General features: G+C 36.9%; 11 protein-coding genes. 8 read left to right on the top strand and 3 right to left on the bottom strand.

Annotated elements, in window-relative coordinates:
* The 7 genes from JAZ75_RS25930 to JAZ75_RS02625 all read left to right on the top strand — a co-directional run.
* Positions 1–182, top strand: a 182-nt coding sequence (locus tag JAZ75_RS25930) for a hypothetical protein (protein ID WP_232789343.1), incomplete at its 5' end; no start/stop codon positions are given.
* A gap of 835 nt (positions 183–1017) precedes the next feature.
* Positions 1018–3156, top strand: coding sequence for a cytochrome-c oxidase, cbb3-type subunit I (gene ccoN, locus JAZ75_RS02650; RefSeq protein ID WP_208700127.1), 2139 nt, complete (start codon positions 1018–1020; stop codon positions 3154–3156).
* 11 nt (positions 3157–3167) lie between these two features.
* On the top strand, positions 3168–3359 hold the full coding sequence (locus tag JAZ75_RS02645) for a hypothetical protein (protein ID WP_021188306.1): 192 nt from the start codon (positions 3168–3170) through the stop codon (positions 3357–3359).
* Between the two features lie 2 nt (positions 3360–3361).
* Positions 3362–4231, top strand: coding sequence for a cbb3-type cytochrome c oxidase N-terminal domain-containing protein (locus tag JAZ75_RS02640; RefSeq protein WP_021188307.1), 870 nt, complete (start codon positions 3362–3364; stop codon positions 4229–4231).
* 11 nt (positions 4232–4242) lie between these two features.
* Positions 4243–5625, top strand: coding sequence for a cytochrome c oxidase accessory protein CcoG (ccoG, locus tag JAZ75_RS02635; protein ID WP_208700125.1), 1383 nt, complete (start codon positions 4243–4245; stop codon positions 5623–5625).
* Positions 5626–5658: 33 nt separating this feature from the next.
* The gene (locus tag JAZ75_RS02630) at positions 5659–6081 is read left to right on the top strand and encodes a FixH family protein (RefSeq protein WP_183915632.1); all 423 of its coding nucleotides are present in this window, start codon (positions 5659–5661) and stop codon (positions 6079–6081) included.
* 1 nt (position 6082) lies between these two features.
* A complete protein-coding gene (locus tag JAZ75_RS02625) occupies positions 6083–6781 on the top strand; it encodes a sulfite exporter TauE/SafE family protein (RefSeq protein ID WP_132844106.1) in 699 nt (232 codons plus the stop codon).
* On the opposite strand, the gene JAZ75_RS02620 is transcribed toward JAZ75_RS02625, so the two are convergent.
* The 3 genes from JAZ75_RS02620 to JAZ75_RS02610 are packed head-to-tail and all read right to left on the bottom strand — an operon-like array spanning position 6774 to position 12590.
* The gene (locus tag JAZ75_RS02620; RefSeq protein ID WP_132772066.1) at positions 6774–8228 is read right to left on the bottom strand and encodes an efflux transporter outer membrane subunit; all 1455 of its coding nucleotides are present in this window, start codon (positions 8226–8228) and stop codon (positions 6774–6776) included. The genes JAZ75_RS02625 and JAZ75_RS02620 overlap by 8 nt on opposite strands.
* A gap of 10 nt (positions 8229–8238) precedes the next feature.
* Positions 8239–11394, bottom strand: coding sequence for an efflux RND transporter permease subunit (locus JAZ75_RS02615; protein WP_132772065.1), 3156 nt, complete (start codon positions 11392–11394; stop codon positions 8239–8241).
* 35 nt (positions 11395–11429) lie between these two features.
* Positions 11430–12590, bottom strand: coding sequence for an efflux RND transporter periplasmic adaptor subunit (locus JAZ75_RS02610; RefSeq protein WP_132772064.1), 1161 nt, complete (start codon positions 12588–12590; stop codon positions 11430–11432).
* A gap of 239 nt (positions 12591–12829) precedes the next feature.
* On the opposite strand from JAZ75_RS02610, the gene cls reads away from it, so the two are divergent.
* Positions 12830–14317 (top strand): cardiolipin synthase, encoded by a 1488-nt coding sequence (gene cls, locus JAZ75_RS02605; RefSeq protein WP_021188698.1) that lies wholly within the window; start codon positions 12830–12832, stop codon positions 14315–14317.
* Positions 14318–14355 lie beyond the last annotated feature (38 nt).

Here is a 14355-nt window from a genome sequence, read left to right as displayed (position 1 = left end):
TCAAGCCCGCCAGAGCCGATGGTATTGCCGTAACAGGTGGGAGAGTAGGTCGGTGCCTTTTTTTATACAGAAGCCTTTGCTATACAGCAGAGGCTTTTTTGTGTTTATACCTTTTTTATGCTGTGAACATAGCTATTCCTGTTCTTTCGGCAGCTTTATATGACACCGCACTTTTTCATTGATTATTGCATAAATATTATCTGTTGCTCAGTTATTGGATTTTTCATTTCTGCTATGGCCTATTAGCTGCTTTGTATTAGGTTCAGTACTTTTTGTCCATATTGACACTTGCTGGTCATGACATTGAGGCCCTAGTTTATAATAATTGTACTCTTAAATCTAGTTTATCTCACGTTATAAGAATACTGGTATTAAACCATTTCTTCTTTTTTTATTATAGATCGGTAATCCTCGACGTCTACTTATATAAACACTTTCCTTACTTTACAAAATAGTGTACAGTATTTATATTAAATCGCTGTAAAAGATATTATATTTTTTAAAAATTTGGATATAGCCACTCATTCAGTTTGGTTATTTATCAACATTATTTTATTAAACTAATTATTTGAAATATGCAAAACTGGTCTGTAATTACTATTTCATTAATAAGAGAAGTGGTTTTTGCTTATGAGGCTATCCTAATTGTATCTTTGATATTTTTTAATGTGTTGATAATTATAGGTAAATATGGTATAGTAATTGATGCATTTTTTATAGTAAAGAGCAATTCCTGTTATTTGACCTAATGAAACAAGTATTGTGATGACAGCCATTTTTGCCATAAACTCTTTATTATTAGTGATTTTTTTCAAACCAACTCCACCTATTTTTTATACCAAATAACCATACAAACTGCATTACTATTTGTAAAAAGTAGTTGAAACTCATCATTTATGTTAAAACATTATTAATGTGATATAAATGTGTGACGAATGTTATTTTTTTTGGTTATCGCCATCATTCTAATGTCATAAAACAAGCTCTACTTTTGGTAAGGAAATCAATATTATAAGTATGCAGTTAGAGCAGTTTAATTATGACAATAAGATTGTCAGAAATTTCGGTATCGCTACCATTATTTGGGGGATAGTTGGTATGTCCATTGGACTACTTGTAGCTACTCAACTGGTGTGGCCTGCGATGAATTTTGGGATTCAATTTTCCACTTTTGGTCGGATCAGACCTGTACATACAAATGCAATAATCTTTGCATTTGTCGGAAATGCAATTTTTATGGGTGTTTATTATTCGCTACAACGTGTCTTAAGAGCGCGGATGTTCAGTGATATGCTCAGTAAAATTCATTTTTGGGGTTGGCAATTGGTGATTGTTGCGTCAGCAATTACATTACCACTTGGATTGACGACAAGTCATGAATATGCTGAGATGGAGTGGCCCATTGACCTTGGTATCACCTTAATTTGGGTGGTCTTTGGTATTAATATGTTTGGAACAATTATAAAACGTAGAGAGCGGCATATGTATGTAGCAGTTTGGTTTTATATTGCAACGTTTGTTACCGTAGCAGTTCTCCATATTGTAAATTCTGTTCAATTACCGGTATCAGGTTGGAAAAGTTACTATGTTTACTCTGGTGTACAAGATGCTTTAGTACAATGGTGGTATGGTCATAATGCAGTTGCATTTTTCTTAACTACACCATTTTTAGGTATGATGTATTATTTCTTACCTAAAATGGCAAATCGCCCGGTATATTCTTATAAATTGAGTATTCTTCACTTCTGGTCATTGATCTTCATATATATCTGGGCTGGCCCGCATCACTTACTTTATACTGCTCTTCCAGGATGGGTTCAATCATTGGGTGTTGCATTTTCAATTATGTTAATTGCTCCAAGCTGGGGTGGTATGATCAATGGTCTGCTTACGCTACGTGGTGCATGGGATAAAGTACGAACAGAACCTGTGTTGAAATTTATGGTTGTTGCCTTGACTTGTTATGGTATGGCGACATTTGAAGGACCAATGCTATCGCTGAAACAAGTAAACGCAATTGCCCATTTTACGGATTGGATAGTGGCTCACGTACACGTTGGTGCTCTAGGATGGAATGGCTTTATGACTTTCGCGATTCTTTATTGGTTGATTCCTCGCATTTATAGAACTGAATTGTACTCTAAAAAAATGGCATCTGCTCACTTTTGGATCGGTACATTAGGAATTTTATTTTATGCAATTCCGATGTATTGGGCAGCTGTTGTGCAAGGGTTAATGTGGAAAGAATTTACACCAGAAGGTGTTTTGAAATATCCTAACTTCCTTGCGACTACGTTGGAAATTATTCCAATGCATATGATGCGTGCTGTCGGTGGTGCTCTTTATTTAAGTGGTGCTATTTTGATGACATACAATTTGGTAAAAACAATGCGTCAAGGTAAGTTATTGGCTAATGAGCCCGCGCAAGCACCTGCATTATTGCCTGTAACGACCAATGAGCAATCTACACATAGACGTTTAGAACGTAAACCTATTATGTTTATGGTGCTGGCGTTAATTGCTATTTTGATCGGTGGAATCGTGGAAATGATTCCAACATTTACAATATCTTCTAATATTCCAACAATTGCAAGTGTTAAGCCATATACTGCATTGGAATTACAAGGACGTGATCTGTATATCCGTGAAGGCTGTGTGAATTGTCATACGCAATCGATACGTCCTTTCCGCTCGGAGACTGCACGCTACGGGGAATATAGTAAAGCCGGTGAATATGTGTATGATCATCCATTCTTATGGGGCTCTAAACGAACAGGTCCTGACTTGCATCGTATAGGCGGGAAGTATCCTAATAAGTGGCATTTTGACCATTTACTCGATCCAACAATAACATCTCCTGGTAGTATTATGCCTACGTATCCTTGGCTAATTGATCAAGAATTGGATAATTCTTTATTAACCGCAAAATTGGAAGCAATGAAAACATTGGGTGTCCCTTATACGGATCAGGACATAGCACAAGCACAGGCTTCTTTGGATAAGCAAGCGCAAGAGATTGCGGCGGATTTGAAAAAGAACCAAGTTCATGTTTTACCAAACCGTGAAATCATAGCCATGATTGCTTATCTACAGCGATTGGGTACGGGTATTAAAGCTGAACCAAAAGCTAAGGAAATAGTTGATGAACTAAATTAAAATAGAAGATTATGTTCAAACAAATAACAAATTTAAATGGTAGCGAGCTGTATTTGATCGCTTCATTATGGATATTTTTAGTATTCTTCATTATCGTAGGAATTATGTTGTTCAGAATGAATAAAGAACATATTACCTATATGAAGGAGCTTCCATTTCAAGAGGATGATATTAACAAAGGTGAATCATCAGATAGTCTATAAATATGAGTTTATTTTTAAATACAACAGTTGTAAATGCAGAAACTTGGAGCATAAGTTCTGGTAATATATATCAGAATATTTTAATCATCGTACTCGTTGTAGTCATGCTTGCTTTATTGGCTTCGGCATTGATGGTGAACAAGGCGATGCGCTCAATTTTGCGTATCACGATGCCTGAGATTTTAAAAGAGGAGCAAGTTACTAAAATTAGAAAAAAAGAGTCACGTAAGGCTTCCTGGAATAAATTGCTAGGGCTACGTCCTATTTCGGAAGAGAAGGATTTAATCATTGATCACGAATATGACGGTATTAAGGAATTAGATAATCCAATTCCAATTTGGTTCAATGCTTTATTCTATTCGACAATGACTTTTGCGGTTGTTTATATCTTAATTTATCATGTTTTTGGCTGGGGTCTAAATCAAAATCAAGAATATGCTCAGGAGATGGAGAAGGCTGAAATCGCAAAACAAGAATACCTAGCGCAAGCGGCTAATTTGATCGATGAATCCAGTGTGGTATACGATGAATCAAAAGTTGCAGCCGGTCATGCTGTTTTTCAAGCAAATTGTGTTGCTTGTCATGGTGGAGCTGGTGAAGGGGGAATAGGTCCTAATTTGGCTGATAGATTCTGGTTACATGGTGGGGAGATCAAGGATATTTTTAAAACGGTTAAGTATGGTGTTCCTGATAAGGGGATGGTGCCTTGGGAACAGACTTTGACTCCGGGACAGATTGCGGAGGTGAGTAGCTACATTATTTCGATCCGTGATACTAAGCCTGCAAATCCTAAAGAACCTCAAGGTACTGAGGTTACATACGCAACGGCTGATGCTAAAGCAACAACCGCCGATTCTACAAAAGTTCAATAAAAAAAGTATTTATGAAAGCAGTAGCAACAAATCTTCCTGACAACCAGAGTAATAAAACAAAACGGGTCTGGATATATGCAAAGAAACCTTCGGGACAATTGTATGCAATAAGGCAATGGGTCGGGTATGGGTTGCTGCTGTTTTTATTCGGAGCTCCTTTTATTAAAATTGGAGGTGAGCCATTATTGATGTTTAATATTCTTGAGCGAAAATTCAGTATTTTGGGAAGTATTTTTTATCCTCAAGATTTGCACATTTTTGTTTTCGGAATGCTTATCATGATGGTTTGTGTCGTTCTATTTACAGTTGTTTTTGGTCGCATCTGGTGTGGCTGGACTTGTCCACAGACAATTTTTATGGAACTGATATTTCGTAAAATAGAATACTGGATTGAGGGGGACTGGCAACAGCAGAGAAAATTGAATGAAGGACCTAATACGGATGATAAAAAGTTAAAAAAGGTATTAAAGCATAGTATATTTCTATTGATTTCATTTTTAATATCTAATATTTTTTTATCTTATATAATTGGTGTTGATGCACTTTATAAAATTGTAACCGACCCGATTGACCAACATTTAGGGGGGCTTTTAGCCATTACGATATTTACATTTGTTTTCTACGCAGTGTTTGCACATATCAGAGAAATAGTCTGTACAACAATATGTCCGTATGGACGGTTGCAAGGGGTATTGTTAGATGATCAAAGCATAACAGTTGCTTACGATCACCGCCGTGGTGAGCCACGGGGAAAACAGAAAAAAGATGTAGAACAAGTAAAAGGAGATTGTATTGATTGCCAGTTATGTGTCCATGTCTGCCCTACAGGGATAGATATTCGAAATGGTCTGCAGATGGAGTGTGTCAGCTGTACTGCTTGTGTTGATGCTTGTGATGCCGTTATGGACAAAATAGGTAAGCCGAAAAAACTTATTGGTTTTTATACCATGGGTGAGATTCAAGGAACTATAACCAAAAGAAGCAATACTCGAGCTATTGCGTATTCTGTTGTATTGGTTGCATTAGTTTCTGTCTTTGTTTCGCTTATATTGATGCGATCTGATGTAGGTGCAACTTTGTTAAGGGCCAAAGGAAGTTCTTATCAATTACGAGATGATCATACAATCAGTAATTTGTATTCATTGGAGTTAGTGAATAAAAGTAGTGCTGAAATGCCTTTTACACTCGTGCCTCAAGATGAAAAACTAAAAATACAAGTTGTAAATCCGATCAAATCGTTGACAAAAGGAGGATCGGCTTCTTTAAGCTTTTTTCTCATCATCAATAAAGATGATGTAAAACGCTATAAAGAAGATGTGAAAGTTGATGTATATTCGGGAGATCGAAAAATAGAAACCTTAAAAACGACCTTCATTGCTCCTCCGGGGATGTGATAAAGGAAGGGTTAAATTATAAAGAGATAAAGGATGAATTGGGGTACTAAAATATTTTTAAGCTTGGGTGTATTTATGCTCTGTATCATAGGTGCTGGGATTTATATGGTCAGTCATGATACAGATACATTAGAAGATACAGATTATTATGAGCAAGGTCTAAATTATGATCAGGTTTATAATAAGAAATCAAATGTTGCCAAGCATAAAGCTGAACCTGTTATTAAAATTAATCATGATACTTTGTATATTCAGTTTGCCACTGTTGCAAATAGCGGTAATCTGATCTTTAAACGTCCTTCGGATCGCAGTATCGATTTGCAGTTACCATTTGAAACAAATACAGGTGTATATCAGTTACCGATTTCTACTTTAAAAAAAGGAGCCTGGAATCTGGAAATTGTTTGGAAGAGTGAAGGTTTAGAGTTTTTGACAGATCAACAACTGCATTTATAAGATGAGTTACCAATATTTTGCTTTTTTTATGGGTTTGTTTGGCAGTGTACACTGTGCGGTGATGTGTGGTCCTTTGCTTTTTGCTGTGCAGGGTAATCATGAACTGACCTGGAAAATAGCGTTCAATAAGATATTATATCAGATAGGGCGGATATTGACCTATGGTGTTTATGGTCTTGCGCTCGGTATGATTGGTAGAATTGCATCGATCCAGGGATGGCAAATGGGATTGAGCATTTTAACGGGATTGATACTACTTGTTATAGGTTTAGTGCAATTATTTAAATTTAAAAACCAGGATTTTATAAAATTGCAGACACGTCTTGTTCAACCGATAGCTAAACTTATGGGACGTTGGTTATACCGTCCAGGTGGAAGTTTTTTTGCGGGTGTATTGAATGGTATTTTACCTTGTGGCATGTTGTATATGGCCGCAGCTGCAGCAATGAATACAGAATCAAGTTTAACAAGTTTCTATTTTATGGTCATGTTCGGTTTGGGAACATTGCCACTGTTATTAATCTTCTCTTTTTTAGGCAACTTTATTCGGACATATTTTAAAATGAATTTTTCGAAATGGTTACCTTTTCTCTATATCTTAATGGGAATCTGGTTTCTGTTGCGTGGAGCAAATTTAGATATTCCTTATTTAAGTCCATTGCTCCATGTCGACGGAGCAATGAACTGTCATATTATTTAGTTTCTGCCCATCCACCTCCTAGGGATTTGTATAGTTCAACGAATGAATCCAGCTGGGATTGCTTTATGGAAACGAGGTTAAGTTCGGATGTCAAGGCATTGGATTGCGCTGTAATAACTTCGAGATAGGTTGCATATCCAGATTTAAACAATAAACTAGCATTTTTTACTGCCAAATGAGAATTTGCGACTCGGGCTTCTGCGAGTACCAATTGCTCTTTTAATTTCGCAAGTGATGTGAAGCTATTGGATACTTCGTTGACCGAACGTAATACTGTTTTCTGTAAGTTGATCTCTGCTTTTTCACGTTCTAATTTTGACACTTCAAAAGCTGTCTTTAGTTTTTTGTTTTTAAATATGGGAGTTGTAATATTTCCCAATGCGGAACCTAGCAATGATCCTGGAATATTAAACCAATTTTCAGGCAACATGGAGTTTAGACCCAGTGTACCTCCGAGCGTCAATGAAGGGTAGCGTAAAGCTTGATTAATATTAACTTGTGCATTTGATGCGATTAAACTTAATTCTGCTTCACGGATATCTGGTCTGTTGCGGATCAGATCTATAGGAGATCCCATTGAGATCTTAGATTCATCAATTAAATACTGTAGACTTTTGCCCCGTTCAATTTTATCGGGCATTCTACCGGTCAATTCTAAAAGTGAATTTTCTTGAATCTGTATTTCTTGTTCCAACTGCGGAACTAGTGATGCTGCGAGCAATCTTTGGGATTGCGTTTGCTGAATGGCTAATGAGGTGATTTCTCCGGCATCAAACTGTAATTGAATCATACGTAAAGTGCTATCATTGAGTTGTACATTACGTAAGGCCACTTCAATCTGAGCATCTAGCTTTAAAAGATTGAAATAACCCTTAGCAATATTTGCAATCAGACTAGTTTGAATCGCTTTTTTTGCTTCTGCAGTACCTAAATAGTTAGCGAGTGCTTCTTCTTTCTGGGCAGATATTTTACCCCATATATCAATTTCCCAACTGAGGTTTAATTCCGTTAAATACTGAGATTGGGTTCTAAAAAGATTATTTTTTGCTTCTTTACCATTATAGATTTTGGAAGCAGGTCCTGCGTAATAATTTTTGGAACGCCATTCTTGGCCTACACCTGCAATCGTTGCATCCAATTCTGGCAGATAACCTGCTTTAGCCTGCGTTAATTGACGATTTGCGATTTGAATATTCAAGATAGCACTACGCATATCATAGTTATTTGCCAATCCGGCATCAATTAGTTTTATCAGGCTTGAATCTCTAAAGAAATCGCGCCAATTGACATAGGCGAGTGCCCCTACACTATCTTGATAGGTCGAATCTGCACGGTATTGATCTGGAAGATTATATTTTGGAGCAGTATAGCGTTGTCCAACTTTACAGGAAGAGAACAGAAGTAAGATAGCCCCGAATAGGAAGATATGGCGATTGATAAGATTCATATGTATCGGACTAATTTGATTTGAATTTAATTTTTAAACGTTCATCTAAGGTTTTGAAGATGATATAAAGTACTGGGATAATAAAGATCCCGAGCAATACACCGAAAAGCATACCGCCAGCGGCACCAAAACTAATGGAATGATTTCCTTTTGCTGATGGTCCTGATGACCACATAAGGGGTATTAATCCTGCTACAAATGCAAATGACGTCATAAGGATAGGACGCAGACGTAATTTGGCTCCTGCAATAGCAGAGTCGTAAATGCTCAAACCTTTGTTTCTTTCCTGTACGGCAAATTCAATAATCAGAATGGCATTTTTGGCAAGCAACCCAATCAGCATGATGACACCAACCTGTACATAAATGTTATTTTCTAATCCTACGAGTAAGATGGTCGCATAAACGCCTACTAACCCAACTGGAATGGATAACAGAACGGCCCAAGGTAAGATGTAGCTTTCATATTGTGCCGATAATAGAAAGTATACAAAAACAATACTCATGATGAAAATCAGTATGGTTTGGGAACCTGATTCCGATTCTTCTAAGCTCATACCGGTCCATTCATAACTGTAGTTTCCAGGTAACTTTTCCAAAGCTAATTTCTCTATCGCCTTCATGGCATCACCTGTACTGTACCCTTCATTTGGATTGGCATTAATGGTAATTGCATTGTACAGATTATAACGAGTGATGGTTTCCGGTCCCACTACCTTTTTTAAGGTAAGTAATGTACTGATGGGGACCATCTCGTTGTTTTTGTTTCTGACAAAAATGGATTTAAAGGATTCGGGATCTGTTCGGTAATCGTAATCTGCCTGAATGTATACACGATATTGTCTGCCGAAACGACTAAAATCGCCGGCCTGTACACGGCCGTAGTAAGCTCGTATGGTAGACATCAAGGATTTAATATCGACTCCCAATGATTTTGCTTTAACAGCATCGATATCCACTTCATATTGTGGGAAGTTTGCTTTAAAGGAAGTGTATGCACTTTTAACTTCTGGTAATTGATTGATTTCATTGATGAAGTTGTCTGCAATACTGCTAAAATCCAAGATCTCTCCACCTAATTTATCTTCTAAAACCAGCTGTATACCTGCGAAATCCCCAAAACCTTGAACAGTGGGACGAGGAAAGACATTGAAAGTGGCTTCATTGATTACTGATAAGTCCTGACGGATCGAATCCATAAAGGCTTCAATATCTTTAATTTTTTCTCTTTTATCGTAGCTTTTTAGATTAATGTAACCAACTGCATATGCAGGACTTGTACTTCCATCTAATGCATTAAATCCTGAGATGGTGGTCATTCCTGCAATATCTGGATTTCTTTTTTGAAGAATACTATCTGCTTGTTTTAAAACTTCTGTAGTTCTTGCTAGTGAAGCACCTGGTTGCATGGCCAGCGAATAGGTTACAAAACTATCGTCTTCCGTAGGGATAAAACTTTTGGGTGCTAAAAGTAATAAGGTAAATCCGATTGCTGAAATACCGATCAATCCTGTAATGGCAATCTTCTTATTTCGGATCAGATATTTAACACCGACTATGTAGCGTGAGGTTAAGCTATCAAATGAGGTGTTAAAGGCCGTGAAGAAGCGCTTTTTATATGCGGTAAATTTATTTTTTTCTTTTTGATCCGTCTGATCTTCATGTTCGGGTGCTTTTAGAATCAAGGCACATAAGGCCGGACTTAAAGTCAAGGCGGTTAGAGCAGAAATCAAAATTGCTGTTGCCAGGGTATAAGCAAATTGACGATAGAATATACCTGCTGGTCCCTCCATAAAACCGACCGGAATAAATACGGCCGCCATGACTAAGGTAATGGATACAATGGCTCCGGAGATTTCGGACATTGTAGAAAGCGTTGCCTCCCTGGCTTTCATACCTGTCTCATGCATTTTTAAGTGAATGGCTTCGACGACGACAATGGCATCATCAACAACAATACCTATCGATAGTACCAATGCAAACATGGTGAGCACATTGAGTGAGAAACCGAATAGATTGAGGAAGAAAAAGGTACCTATGAGGGAGACCGGAATTGCAATCGCTGGAATTATAGTTGATCTAAAATCCTGTAAAAAGATAAAAACAATAATAAATACCAAAATAAATGCTTCAAATAAAGTATGTTTTACTTGAGAGATCGATGCGTCAATCTGATCTCTTACAGAGTAGGAAACTTCATATTTAATGCCTTCTGGAAAAGTTTTGGATAACTCTTCCAATACTTTACGCACTTCGATATCAATATCGTGGGCATTAGAACCTGATGTCTGTGTGATATTTAAGGTTAATCCGGGTTTTCCATTTACTTTATTGTCCGAACCTAAGTTAGAAGAGCCAAACTCTATACGGGCTAAGTCTCGTAAATATAATACGGAACCATCTTCATTTGTTTTTATAACAATGTTTTCAAATTCCTCGGGTTGACTGAATCGTCCTTTATGCTTAATTACGGTTTCAAATACCTCATCGGATGTTTCACCAAATTTTCCGGGAGCAATTTCGAAATTCTGATCTTTAATGGCTGTTATGACATCGTCAGGAACTAGATTAAACAAAGCTAGCTTTTCAGGATTCAACCACATACGCATGGAGTAATCACGTGCTCCAACACGAGAAACTTGGGCAATGCCATCAACACGAAGTAATGGCCGGATGATATTGATTTGGGAATAGGCTTGAAGAAAAGTTTCATCAAACATACTTTCTTTGGAATCTGCAAAGAGGTTGATGGTCATGATTACCCCAGATTGACGAGGCATTACCGTGATACCGGCTTCATTGACTTCTGAAGGAATAGAACCTATTGCTTTCGATATTCTGGTTTGGACATTTACAGAAGCTATATCTGGATTAATACCTGTTTTAAAGAATACCTGAACAGATCCTGAGCCGGAATTACTGGCCGTTGAACGGATGTAAGTCATATCTTCTACACCATTTACGGCTTCTTCAATTGGAAGGAGAACAGATTTAGCGACGGTTTCTGCATTCGCGCCAGGGTAACTTAATGAAACGACCACAGACGGAGGAGCTATTTCTGGGAAACGGGATACAGGTAACATCTTTAGCCCCACAGCTCCTAATACTACTAAGAGCATGGAGACAACGGTAGCCAATACGGGTTTATTAACAAATGTTTTTAGCATTTATAGTGCGTTTAATTAAAAATTGGAAAAGTATTTTATTGGGTCTTGTTGATCGGAATGATGGTAGCTCCTTCCGAAATCTTGTCGAAACCGGACATTAAAATTCTGTCTCCTACAGCTAACCCTTCTGAGATGATATAGTTCGAATTGGATTTACCCTCAATTTTGATAGACCTCCGGTGAACCGTATTTTTGTTATCAACAACGTATACAAAGGTTTTATCTTGTAGCTCCGATGTTGATACTTGTGGGATTTGTATCACTCCTTTTTGCGTTTCCACAAATTTTAATGTACCGGTACTACCTGTACGTAATATATTGTCAGTATTTGGGAAAGTGGCACGTAAAGAAATTGCACCAGTGGTTCTATTTACTTGACCATTTACGGCATCAACTCTTCCTTTTTGACTGTAGGCTTCTCCGTCTGCAAGTACCAATGATACTTCTGGAAAAGCAAGTTTTCGGATTTTTCCATCCGATTTATAGGATTCATCTTGCTGGTCTTGTTTTGCTTGTTTCTTTGTGAAATATAAGAAATCGGATTCGCTCATCGAAAAATATACATAGACTTCTTGCACATCGGATAGTACGGTAAGAGACTGGGAATCATTTTTAGTCACTAAATTTCCTACGCGTTTGGGAATACGGCCTATATAACCTGAAACAGGTGCTTTGATTGTTGTAAACTGTTTGTCAATATCGGCTGAACGTACCGCCGCGGATGCCTGCTGTAAGGATGCTTTTGCGACATCATATTCTGATTGCGCAGATTTTAAGCGTACTTCTGAAATGACCTCATTTTCTACTAAAGGACGGAGACGCTCTACTTCTAAACGTGCATTCTGTAATTTTGCTTTGGCTACATTTTCTGTCGCGACCATATTATTTAATATCTCATCATAGGCTGAGGCATTAATTTTAAATAATTTTTGATCAGCTTTCACAAAATCACCCTCATCGACATATATTTCTTCTAAAATCCCTTCAACTTGTGGGCGGATCTCAACATTGACTTTTCCTTCAATCGTACCAATATAATCTTTTATTGTATTCGCAGAACTTGTATCAATTGAGTATATTGGTAGTGCAATAGCGTTGTTTTTTTTGTCTAATTCTTTGGTTTTACCCGAGTTACAGCTAAAAAAGAGTACTCCGGTCGAGGCAAGGGCTAGGGTAAAAAGTGCGATTTTATTCATAAATATTATTTAGAGTTAATTGTTAATTAACTTTTGACTTTTAGATTATTATACATTAATACATAAATGTTGCCAATAAGTTCTGTATAGTATGATTTAACATTTGTTAACAAAATAAATTGATCAGATTTGACTTCATTTAGAGATACTTTATTTCCAAATGTATCTGATATGTTACAAATGTTAACGTTTGATAGGGCTATTTGTTACTTATAAGATTAAAATAAGTTGATTTTTATATGCAAAACTTCTTTAATGAGATTGAAATAGATTGGAACCAATTGTGGCAATGGCTATTAAATTGGTATTGGCTTCCCTTATTTGTGTTATATTTTGGGGTAATAAGTACAATACTGATTGAAAATAGGAATCCAACGAAGACGATTTCATGGGTAATGGTTATTGTATTTCTTCCAGGTATTGGATTGGTTCTATATTATCTATTCGGACAAAAATTTAGAAAAGTTAGGCGACTGCAACATATTAATCGCGAGCAGAATACAAAACTGTTAGCAGCATGGCAGGAAAGTTTAATACGAATGGACGAGCAACTGGAAACAATTCATGAAAAAATAGGAACTTTATCCCGGGTTTTTGACTATCTGAAAAACCAAAAATTATCTTTTTTCTCTTTAAATAATAGGGTCGAATTGTTTATCAATGGCGAGGAGAAATTTCCAGTTTTATTAAAAAGACTTCGAGAAGCAAAACATTCCATACACCTGGAATACTATATTTTTGAATTGGACAATATTGGTCGTCAGGTGCTTGAAATTTTGGAAGAAAAGGCAAAAGCGGGGGTAAAAGTGCGACTGATACTTGATAGTTTTGGTTCTCCTGATGTGATCAAATATTTAGTTAAAAATCCACCTGGTTATCCTTTTGTTGCATTTTTACCAGTCAATTTTACTTCTTTAGCAAATAGTAATTATCGAAATCACAGAAAGATTGTCGTGATTGATTGTCAATATGGTTTTGTGGGGGGAATTAATATTTCTGATCGATATATCAATACTCCGGATCAGATTGATTATTGGAGAGATACTGCAATGGCTGTAGAAGGAATAGCAGTTAATAATCTGCAGATCCAATTTTGGAACAGTTGGAATCAAACTGAAGGTGAACCCTTTTTATTGACTGATGAATATTTAAATTTTAGTGTACCGCACATTCCTGAGCGTGCCGCTGTTGCATTTTCTTCTAGTGATCCGGGGTCACTTGGTCCTTTTAATATGGAAGCTATCATATTGGCGATCAATGATGCGAAGGAAAGCATTCAATTGTGTACGCCTTATTTTATACCGAGTGAGCAGTTATCTACGGCTTTAGAGATAGCTGTTTCCTCTGGGGTAAGAGTGGAGCTGATGCTGCCAGAGAAAGCAGATTCTTATATTGTACAACATGCTTCTTTTTCCTTTTTGAAGCCTCTTTTGCAACGTGGTGTGCAGGTTTATCTGTATAAGAAAGGTTTTATCCATGCTAAGACAGTATGTATTGATGGTCAATTGGCTTTCGTAGGGACTGTAAACCTTGATATGCGGAGTTTCTACATCAATTATGAAATAGCAAGTATTGTTTCTGATGAGGCTTATTGTAAACGTCTTGAAAATCAATTTGAAATCGATAAGGAGGCGTCTGATCTGATTACTTTGTACATCTGGGCACATCGAAAAAAATGGAAAAGGGGTATTGATTCTTTATGCCGGCTTTTGGCACCTTTATTATAGCCTAAAAAAATGTTAAAAACTTGTGATACTTCCGATAT

Source organism: Sphingobacterium sp. UDSM-2020 (genome assembly GCF_016132525.1).
GTDB lineage: Bacteria > Bacteroidota > Bacteroidia > Sphingobacteriales > Sphingobacteriaceae > Sphingobacterium > Sphingobacterium anhuiense.
This window is presented reverse-complemented; position numbering and strand designations above follow the sequence as displayed.

Excerpts from the sequence above, each read along its gene's own strand:
- JAZ75_RS02625 (WP_132844106.1), top strand. The coding sequence starts at position 6,083 with ATGAGTTACCAATATTTTGCTTTTTTTATGGGTTTGTTTGGCAGTGTA.
- ccoG (WP_208700125.1), top strand. The coding sequence starts at position 4,243 with ATGAAAGCAGTAGCAACAAATCTTCCTGACAACCAGAGTAATAAAACA.
- JAZ75_RS02640 (WP_021188307.1), top strand. The coding sequence starts at position 3,362 with ATGAGTTTATTTTTAAATACAACAGTTGTAAATGCAGAAACTTGGAGC.
- cls (WP_021188698.1), top strand. The coding sequence starts at position 12,830 with ATGCAAAACTTCTTTAATGAGATTGAAATAGATTGGAACCAATTGTGG.
- JAZ75_RS02620 (WP_132772066.1), bottom strand. The coding sequence starts at position 8,228 with ATGAATCTTATCAATCGCCATATCTTCCTATTCGGGGCTATCTTACTT.
- JAZ75_RS02645 (WP_021188306.1), top strand. The coding sequence starts at position 3,168 with ATGTTCAAACAAATAACAAATTTAAATGGTAGCGAGCTGTATTTGATC.
- JAZ75_RS02610 (WP_132772064.1), bottom strand. The coding sequence starts at position 12,590 with ATGAATAAAATCGCACTTTTTACCCTAGCCCTTGCCTCGACCGGAGTA.
- ccoN (WP_208700127.1), top strand. The coding sequence starts at position 1,018 with ATGCAGTTAGAGCAGTTTAATTATGACAATAAGATTGTCAGAAATTTC.
- JAZ75_RS02615 (WP_132772065.1), bottom strand. The coding sequence starts at position 11,394 with ATGCTAAAAACATTTGTTAATAAACCCGTATTGGCTACCGTTGTCTCC.
- JAZ75_RS02630 (WP_183915632.1), top strand. The coding sequence starts at position 5,659 with ATGAATTGGGGTACTAAAATATTTTTAAGCTTGGGTGTATTTATGCTC.